Origin of the sequence: Streptomyces sp. NPDC085866 (assembly GCF_044541035.1) — a bacterium.
In the GTDB taxonomy this organism is placed as follows: Bacteria; Actinomycetota; Actinomycetes; order Streptomycetales; family Streptomycetaceae; genus Streptomyces.
On record NZ_JBITSQ010000004.1, the window covers coordinates 437,699 to 446,639 of the forward strand.

General features: G+C 68.4%; 6 protein-coding genes. All 6 read right to left on the reverse strand.

Annotation, left to right across the window (positions count from 1 at the left end):
* Positions 1-38: 38 nt before the first annotated feature.
* Positions 39-1,562, reverse strand: a complete 1,524-nt coding sequence (locus tag ACIF83_RS12070) for an amino acid permease (protein WP_398138463.1) — start codon at positions 1,560-1,562, stop codon at positions 39-41.
* A 151-nt stretch (positions 1,563-1,713) separates the two neighbouring features.
* Positions 1,714-3,642 carry a 1-deoxy-D-xylulose-5-phosphate synthase gene (gene dxs / locus ACIF83_RS12075; protein ID WP_399725967.1) on the reverse strand — a complete coding sequence of 643 codons (1,929 nt, stop codon included), beginning with the start codon at positions 3,640-3,642 and terminating at the stop codon, positions 1,714-1,716.
* Positions 3,643-3,773: 131 nt separating this feature from the next.
* A complete protein-coding gene (locus ACIF83_RS12080) occupies positions 3,774-5,075 on the reverse strand; it encodes a sugar ABC transporter permease (RefSeq protein ID WP_393473651.1) in 1,302 nt (433 codons plus the stop codon).
* A complete protein-coding gene (locus tag ACIF83_RS12085; RefSeq protein WP_393473654.1) occupies positions 5,072-5,863 on the reverse strand; it encodes an ATP-binding cassette domain-containing protein in 792 nt (263 codons plus the stop codon). The genes ACIF83_RS12080 and ACIF83_RS12085 overlap by 4 nt, the downstream gene beginning before the upstream one ends.
* 187 nt (positions 5,864-6,050) lie before the next feature.
* Positions 6,051-7,154, reverse strand: a complete 1,104-nt coding sequence (locus ACIF83_RS12090; protein ID WP_393474102.1) for a sugar ABC transporter substrate-binding protein — start codon at positions 7,152-7,154, stop codon at positions 6,051-6,053.
* Between the two features lie 134 nt (positions 7,155-7,288).
* Positions 7,289-8,500: an ROK family transcriptional regulator gene (locus ACIF83_RS12095; RefSeq protein ID WP_393473657.1), complete on the reverse strand. Its 1,212-nt coding sequence runs from the start codon at positions 8,498-8,500 to the stop codon at positions 7,289-7,291.
* Positions 8,501-8,941 lie beyond the last annotated feature (441 nt).

Here is an 8,941-nt window from a genome sequence, read left to right on the forward strand (position 1 = left end):
AAGCAGGACATACATGGACGGACCAGAGACTGGGGCGGTTACTTGTTGTTGCCGTTCGGCGGGTGGATGACCTGATTGACGGTGGTCTCCTCGCGGCGGCCGAGGCGGCTGTGCGAGCGGCCGTAGAGGAAGTAGACGAAACAGCCGATGACCATCCAGATGGCGAACCGGAGCCAGGTCTCGGCGGGCAGGTTCAGCATCAGCCACAGGGTGGCGGCGACGGACAGGATCGGGATGAACGGCACCCACGGGGTGCGGAAGGCCCGGTGCAGGTCCGGGCGGGTGCGACGCAGGACGACCACGCCGACCGCGACGACGACGAAGGCGAACAGCGTGCCGATGTTCACCAGTTCGGCCAGCTCGCTCAGGCTGGTGAAGCCCGCGATGACGGCGATGATCACGCCGAGCAGGATGGTCGGCCGGTGCGGGGTGCGGAAGCGCGGGTGGACGATGGAGAAGAAGCGGGGCAGCAGGCCGTCGCGGCTCATCGCGAAGAAGACCCGGGTCTGGCCGAGCAGCAGGATCATGCAGACCGTGGTCAGGCCGACGACGGCGCCGAAGCTGATCGCGCCCGCGTACCAGGGGTGACCCTGGGCCTTGAAGGCGTCGGCGAGCGGGGCGTCGACGGAGAGCCGGGTGTAGTGCTGCATGCCGGTGACGACGATGGACACCGCCACGTACAGCGCGGTGCAGATGAACAGGGAGCCGAGGATGCCGCGCGGCATGTCCCGCTGCGGGTTCTTGGTCTCCTCGGCGGCGGTGGCCACGACGTCGAAGCCGATGAAGGCGAAGAAGACCACGGAGGCGGCGGTGAAGATGCCCATCACGCCGAAGTTGGACGGCGCCCAGCCGGCGATCAGCTGGATGAGCGGTGCCTTGAGAGTGCCCCCGGCCGGCACCGCCTGGGCCTTGGGGACGAACGGCTTGTAGTTGTCGCTGTTGATGAAGAAGGCACCCGCGACGATCACGATCAGGACGACCGTCACCTTGATGGCGACGACGACCTCGGTGACCCGCGCGGACAGCTTCATGCCGATGACGAGGATGGCGGTGAGCACCAGGACCAGCCCGGCCGCGAGGATGTCGAAGCCGAAGCCCGTGGCCCCGTCCCGGCCGGCGAGGTAGTCGGGCAGGTGCCAGCCCGCGTTGTCCAGCAGCGACCGCATGTATCCGGACCAGCCGACGGCGACCACCGCCGTGCCGAGCGCGAACTCCAGGACCAGGTCCCAGCCGATGATCCAGGCGGGCAGTTCACCGATGGAGGCGTACGAGAAGGTGTACGCGGACCCGGCCACCGGGACCGTGGAGGCGAACTCCGCGTAGCACAGTGCGGCGAGGGCGCAGACGACGCCGGCCACCACGAAACCCAGGGACACCGCGGGACCAGCGGTCTCCTTCGCGACCTTGCCGGTGAGGACGAAGATGCCCGTGCCGATGATGACACCGACACCGAAGACCGTCAGATCCAGCGCGGTCAGGGACTTCTTGAGCGCGTGTTCCGGCTCCTCGGTATCGAGAATGGACTGCTCGACCTTCTTCGTTCGGAAGAGGCTGCTGCTCACGGGGCTACCTCCCACACGCTCGTCGTCCTCGACATGATCGAGAGGGCTGGGGATGCGTATGCCCCGGCACAGGCAGATTCACGCAAAAGGGCCGGCTCCGCCACCTGGGAAGGGGGCGAAACCGGCCATACGGGGGCTTTCCCGAAAGTGCCTAGTCGCGCGCGGTTTCGACGGAGCCGACCTCGTCGCCCGTGCGGTCGAACCGGCCGTCCAGCTTGGCGACCAGCCCGGTGACCTGGCGGGCGATGTCGGGCGCGGTCAGCCCGATCTCGGCCATCACCTCCGCGCGGGAGGCGTGGTCGAGGAAGCGCGGCGGGATGCCGAAGTCACGCAGCGGCACGTCCACGCCCGCGTCCCTGAGGGCCTGGGCGACCGCGGAGCCGACCCCGCCGACGCGGCTGTTGTCTTCGACGGTGACGACGACCCGGTGCCGCTCGGCGAGCGGGGCCATCGCCTCGTCGACGGGCTTGACCCAGCGCGGGTCGACGACGGTGGTGGAGATGCCCTGCTTGTCGAGCAGGTCGGCGATCTCCAGGCACATCGGGGCGAGGGCGCCCACGGAGACCAGCAGCACGTCCGGGCGTTCGGCGCCCGGCTCGCGCAGCACGTCCATGCCGCCGACGCGGCGCACGGCCGGTACGGCGGGGCCCACGGCGCCCTTGGAGAAGCGCACCACGGTCGGGGCGTCCTCGACGGCGACGGCCTCGCGCAGCTGCGCCCGCACCTGGTCGGCGTCGCGCGGTGCCGCCAACCGGAGCCCGGGCACGACCTGCAGGATCGACATGTCCCACATGCCGTTGTGGGAGGCGCCGTCGGTGCCGGTGACGCCGGCCCGGTCCAGTACGAAGGTCACCCCGCACTTGTGCAGGGCCACGTCCATCAGGACCTGGTCGAAGGCGCGGTTGAGGAAGGTGGCGTAGACGGCGAACACCGGGTGCACACCGGCGTGGGCCAGTCCGGCCGCGGAGACGGCGCCGTGCTGCTCGGCGATCCCGACGTCGTACACGCGCTCGGGGAATCGTCTGGCGAACCGGTCCAGGCCGACCGGCTGGAGCATGGCCGCGGTGATGGCGACGATGTCCTCGCGCTCCTCGCCGAGCCTGACCATCTCCTCGCCGAACACCGAGGTCCAGTCGGCGCCGGAGGACGCGATCGGCAGGCCGGTGTCCGGGTGGATCTTGCCGACGGCATGGAAGCGGTCGGCCTCGTCCTGGAGGGCGGGCTGGTAGCCACGGCCCTTCTCGGTCAGGCAGTGCACGATGACCGGCCCGCCGAACCGCTTGGCCCGCGCCAGCGCGGACTCCAGCGCCTCGATGTCGTGTCCGTCGATGGGACCGACGTACTTCAGACCCAGGTCCTCGAACATGCCCTGCGGGGCGATGAAGTCCTTCAGCCCCTTCTTGGCACCGTGCAGGGTCTCGTACAGCGGCTTCCCGACGACCGGGGTGCGGTCGAGGATGTCCTTCGTCCGGGCCAGGAAGCGCTCGTAGCCGTCGGTCGTGCGCAGGGTCGCCAGGTGGTTGGCGAGGCCGCCGATGGTCGGGGCGTAGGAGCGCTCGTTGTCGTTGACGACGATGACGAGCGGGCGGTCCTTGGCCTCGGCGATGTTGTTCAGCGCCTCCCAGGCCATGCCACCGGTCAGCGCACCGTCACCGATCACGGCGACGACGTGGCTGTCCCGCTTCTTCAGCTGGTTGGCCTTGGCGATGCCGTCGGCCCAGCCGAGCACGGTGGACGCGTGGCTGTTCTCGATGACGTCGTGCTCGGACTCGGCCTGCGCGGGGTAACCGGACAGACCGCCCTTCATCTTCAGCCGGGAGAAGTCCTGCCGGCCCGTGAGCAGCTTGTGCACGTAGGACTGGTGGCCCGTGTCCCACAGCACCTTGTCCTTCGGGGACTCGAAGACGCGGTGCAGGGCGATGGTCAGCTCGACCACACCGAGGTTGGGGCCGAGGTGGCCGCCTGTCTTGGAGACGGCGTCGACGAGGAAGGTCCGGATCTCCTCTGCCAGCTGGTCCAGCTCCTCCAGGCTGAGCCGGTCCAGATCGCGCGGTCCCCTGATGCGGGTCAGCAGCGGCACCCGTGCCTCCTTGCAAGTAGAGCTGATCGAGCTGTTGCCGGGCTTGACGAGTCTAATGTTCCGGCTTTGTAGGACACGACAGTGCCCGGCACCTTTGAGGCACCGGGCAACTGGTCCAACCTTAAGGGGCGCTACGCGCGACCCGCGGTCTTCTGTGTCTTGCGGGTGATGGAGTCGATGACCACGGTGGTCAGCAGAACCGCGGCGGTGATCATGTACTTCACCGGCTCCGCGATGGACTCCAGCTGGAGACCGTACTGGATCGACACGATCACCAGCACACCCAGCAGGGCGTTCCAGGTGCGACCCCGGCCACCGAAGAGCGACGTACCACCGATGACGGCCGCGGCGATCGCGTTCATCAGCAGGTCGCCCGTACCGGCGCTCTGGTTGGCGGAGGCGATCTTCGAGGCCAGGAAGAGGCCACCGATCGCCGCGAACCCACCGGAGATGGCGAACACGGAGATCCGCACCGCGGTGACGTTGATACCCGCACGGCGCGAAGCCTCGACGCTGCCACCGAGCGCGAAGATCTTGCGGCCGTAGGCGGTGCGCCGCAGGAGGAAGTCGGTGGCGACCAGGAACGCGAGGAAGATCACGGTGGCCAGCGGCAGGCCCTTGTACTGGTTGTACATGTAGGCACCGGCGAAGGAGACCACGGCCAGCAGGGCCGTGCGCAGGATCGTGTCGCTGAGCGGCCGGGACGGGACACCCGCGGCCTCCCGGCGGCGGTTGCCCAGGAAGGAGCTGATGAAGAACAGCGCGACCACGACGACCGCGAGCCCGTAGGCGGCGGCCACGTCCTCGAAGGTGTACGTGGTCAGCTTGCCGATCAGACCGTCGCTGTCGAGGTTGATCGTGCCGTCCTCGCCCAGCACCTTGAGCATGAAGCCGAGCCAGAACAGCAGACCGGCCAGGGTCACGGCGAAGGCGGGCGCGCCGAGCACCGCGAAGAAGAAGCCGTGCAGCGAGCCGATGGCGGCACCGACGGCGATGGCGACGAGCACGGCGAGCCACTCGGGCCAGCCCTGGTTGACCGTCAGGACGGCCGCGAGCGCGCTGGCCGCGCCGCTGACCGAGCCGACCGACAGGTCGATCTCACCGAGCAGCAGCACGAAGACGATGCCCACGGAGATCATGCCCGTGCCGACCATCGTGACCGTGATGTTGCTGATGTTCTGCGCCGAGAGGAACTCGGAGTTCAGGACCTGGAAGATGATGCAGATGATCGCGAGGCCCAGGACGACCGGGAGAGAACCCAGTTCACCGGCCTTCATCTTGCGCTTGAACTCGGTCCAGTAGCCGAGCAGGCCCTGCTCGCGCACCAGCAGGCGCGGGTCGACCGCGGTGACCGCGGCGGCCGCGGCCTCGGGGTTCACGACGGGCGCGTCGGGGGTCTCGTCCACGTTCGCGGAGGTCTTGTCGATGCTCACTTGGAAACCTCCCCGGACGTGCGCGCCGCACGGCGGGTCACGGCGTTGTCGGTGGCGCCGGTGATGGCGGAGATGATCTCCTCCTGCGAGGTCGACTTGACCTCGAAGACGCCGTTGTTGCGGCCGAGGCGCAGGACGGCGACCTTGTCGGCCACCGCCTTCACGTCCGCCATGTTGTGGCTGATGAGGATGACGGCGTGACCGCGCTCGCGCAGGCGCTCCACGAGGTCGAGGACCTGGGCGGTCTGCTCGACACCGAGGGCGGCGGTGGGCTCGTCCAGGATGACCAGCTTGGGGTCACCGAGCATCGAACGGGCGATGGCCACGGTCTGGCGCTGACCGCCGGAGAGCGAGGCGATCGGGATGCGCACGCTCGGGATGCGGATCGAGAGCGTGGTGAGCAGCTCGCGGGCGCGGCGCTCCATCTCGACCTCGTCCAGGACGCCCCACTTCCTCAGCTCGCGGCCGAGGAACAGGTTGCCGACGACGTCGATGTTGTCGCACAGCGCGAGGTCCTGGTACACCGTCGCGATGCCCAGGGCCTGGGCGTCGTGCGGCCTGCCGATCGAAACAGGCTTGCCGTCCCATTCGATGACGCCCTCATCGATGGGGTGCACGCCGGCGATCGTCTTGACCAGCGTGGACTTTCCGGCACCGTTGTCGCCCACGAGGGCGACCACCTCACCGGCGTGGATCTCAAGCTCTACGTCGGTGAGCGCCTGAACGGCACCGAATCGCTTGGAGACCCCGCGCAACGCCAGCACGGGCGTAGCGGACACGTGAACCATCTCCTTCGCCGCCTGACCCGGCGGGAGGTTGTGCAGAAGTTTGGGGGAGTTCCGTCCGGCGCCCCGCACCGAGCTTGCGGGGCTGTCTGATGCGCGGGGCGCCGGAGGAGCCTGGGGCAGTCCGTCCGGTCCCGGACGGGCGTTCGGGGAGCGAATGCCCGTGACCGGGAAGGGACTTGGGGACTGCTTAGCTGATGCCGAGCTTGTCGCAGGCGGACTTGTACTTGCCCGTGCAGATGTCGGCGGCCGTGTAGACGCCGTCCTTGATGACGGTGTCCTTGATGTTGTCCTTGGTCAGCGAGGTGACCGGGACCAGGACCGACGGGACGTCCTTGGCGGAGCCGGAGGAGACCTTGTCCTTGGCGACCGAGTCGAGCGACTTGCCCTGGGCGAGCGCGACGGCCATCTCGGCGGCGGCGTCGGCCTCGGGGGCGTACGGCTTGTAGACGCTCATGTACTGCTCACCGGCGACGATGCGCTGCACACCGGCCAGCTCGGCGTCCTGGCCGGTGACCGGGACGGAGAGGCCCGCGGCCTTCAGGGCGGTGATGATACCGCCGGCCATGCCGTCGTTCGCGGAGTAGACACCCGCGATCTTGCCCTTGCCGACCGCGGAGATCGCCGACTCCATCTCGGAGTTGGCGTTGTCCGGCGACCACTCCTTGGTGTCGTACTCCTTGGCGATGGTGACCTTGCCGTCGAGGACGGAGTGCGCGCCCTTCTTGAACATGGCGGCGTTCGGGTCGGTCACCGAGCCGTTGACCATGACGATCTTGGAGGACTTGGTGGCCTTGCTGCCCAGCGCCTTCAGCAGGGCCTGGCCCTGGGTCTTGCCGACCTCCTCGTTGTCGAACGAGGTGTAGGCGCTGATCGGGCCCTCGGCGAGGCGGTCGTACGCGACGACCTTGATGCCGGCGTCCACGGCCTTCTGGACGGAGTTCTGGATGGCCTTGGCGTCCACCGCGTCCAGGATCAGGACGTCCACCTTGTTGGTGATCATGGTGTCGACCTGCTGCGCCTGCAGGTTCGCGTCCTGACGGGCGTTGTTGTACTGGAAGTCCGCCTTGTTGTTCGTCAGCTCCTGGATCTTCTTCTCGATCAGCGGCTTGTCGAACTTCTCGTAGCGGGCGGTCTTGTTCTCCGGAAGCAGGAGACCGACCTTGATGTTGTCGCCCTTCTTGGCGGACGCCGAGGAAGAGCTGTCGCTGCCCTTGGACTCCTTGGCGCTGCCACAGGCGGCCAGCGAGACGGCCATGGCACCAGCAGCAACGGCGAAGGCCGCACGACGCATACGCATGTTCACTCTTTGAAACCTCCCTGACGAGGCCGCGTCGTTGCGGCCGAGGTGGCTGGAAGTCAACTCGGCCACACGTGCGACGTCAAGAAGTAAATCCTTAACGAGATGGCAACGGTGCCATCCGTTCTCTAAGTGAAGGCAGGCGCGGCCGCGGACAGCGAGCCGGCCGCAGAGCCGTCCAAAAGGGTCGAATCGCCCATCTCGCTGAGCGCGAGAGCGAGCGCTCCGAGCACCTCCGCACGGCCCCCAAGTGCCCCCGGGAGAACGGACAGTTGGCGCGCCGCACTGGGGATGGCATAGCGGCCGACGGACTCCCTGATGGGCCCGAGGACGAGCTCTCCGGCCTCGGCGAGATCACCGCCCAGGACCACCCGGCTCGGGTTCAGAAGGTTGCAGAGATTGGCCACTCCACTGCCGATGTGGCGGCCGACGTCGGCGATCACCCGACGACAGCCCGGGTCTCCGTCCCTGGCCAGCCGTACGACGCCTTCCATCGTCAGATCGGTGCCGTGACTGGACTGGAGCAGCGGGAGCACGTATCGCGCGGCCGCAAAGGTCTCCAGGCAGCCGCGGTTGCCGCAACGGCAGACCGGGCCGGATTCATCGAGTGTAATATGTCCGATTTCACCCGCGGTGCCACCCGGGCCGCGATAGATCTTCCCGTTGATCACCAGACCGGCGCCGACACCACTCGCGACCTTGATGTAGGCAAGATCACGCACGCCCTTGCCGCTGCCCCAGACCAGCTCGCCCAGGGCGCCGAGGTTGGCGTCGTTGTCCACGTGCACCGGAACGCCGAGGCGCTCGCGCATCTCCTCGGCGGGCTTGGTGCCGCCCCAGCCGGGCAGGATCGCGGTGGACCCGAGGGTCCCCGACTCGACGTCGATCGGGCCGGGCACGCCCAGCCCCACTCCCGCCACCTTGGACCGATCCACGCCGGTTGCCGCGATCAGGCGATTGACCAGCTCTTCCGCCCGGTCGAAGCCCTGGGTGGCGGAGGCGTCGACGTCCAGTGGCTCGGACTCCTCGGCCAGTACCTGGTGCGCGAGGTTCCCGATCGCGACGCGCAGGTGCGTGTGCCCGAAGTCGACGCCGATCACGATGCCGGCGTCCCCGCTCAGCGACACGCTGCGGGCCCGTCGCCCGCCCGCCGACGTGGGCGTGACCTCTACCGTCCCGCCGTCCTTCAGCTCCCGCACGATGTTGGAGACCGTCGCCGCGGACAGGCCGGTCGTCCGCGCGATCTCCGCCTGCGTGAGCGACCCGGCCAGCCGCACGGCCCGTACGACTCGTTCCAGGTTGGCTCGGTGCAGCGACGACTGCGACCCCGGAGTCTCCATCGACCCATCCACTCCCGCCATCGGCCGGGCGGCCCCTGCGCCGCCCGTGGCCCAGGTCACATCTGCGGAACCGGGCCACTTACAAGTTATGAACTCCAAGCTCGGCTGTATGGGTTACCGCAGTCAAGTACTTGACGGAAATCGCTGTCACTTCCGTGGTCCGCCCCGGACACCTCAAGGACACGTGAATGCCACCCTGAGCAGGGCGGAAGACGTCCCTCAGGGGGCTACGGAACGGGGTGCGAGGCACACCACTCGGACACCACACGGAAACCGGCAGGTTGTTCGGCCGCGGAATCCGGGGTCGGTCCGTGACTGTGGCGTGACCGAAGCCGGCCCGCCCGCGAGCGAATCGCGGCTGCGAAGCGGCACTGCCGCGCAGCCCCGACCGACTCCCTGCCCACCAGGCGGCTCGGCGGGGCGTCGGGCAGCGGCCGCGAG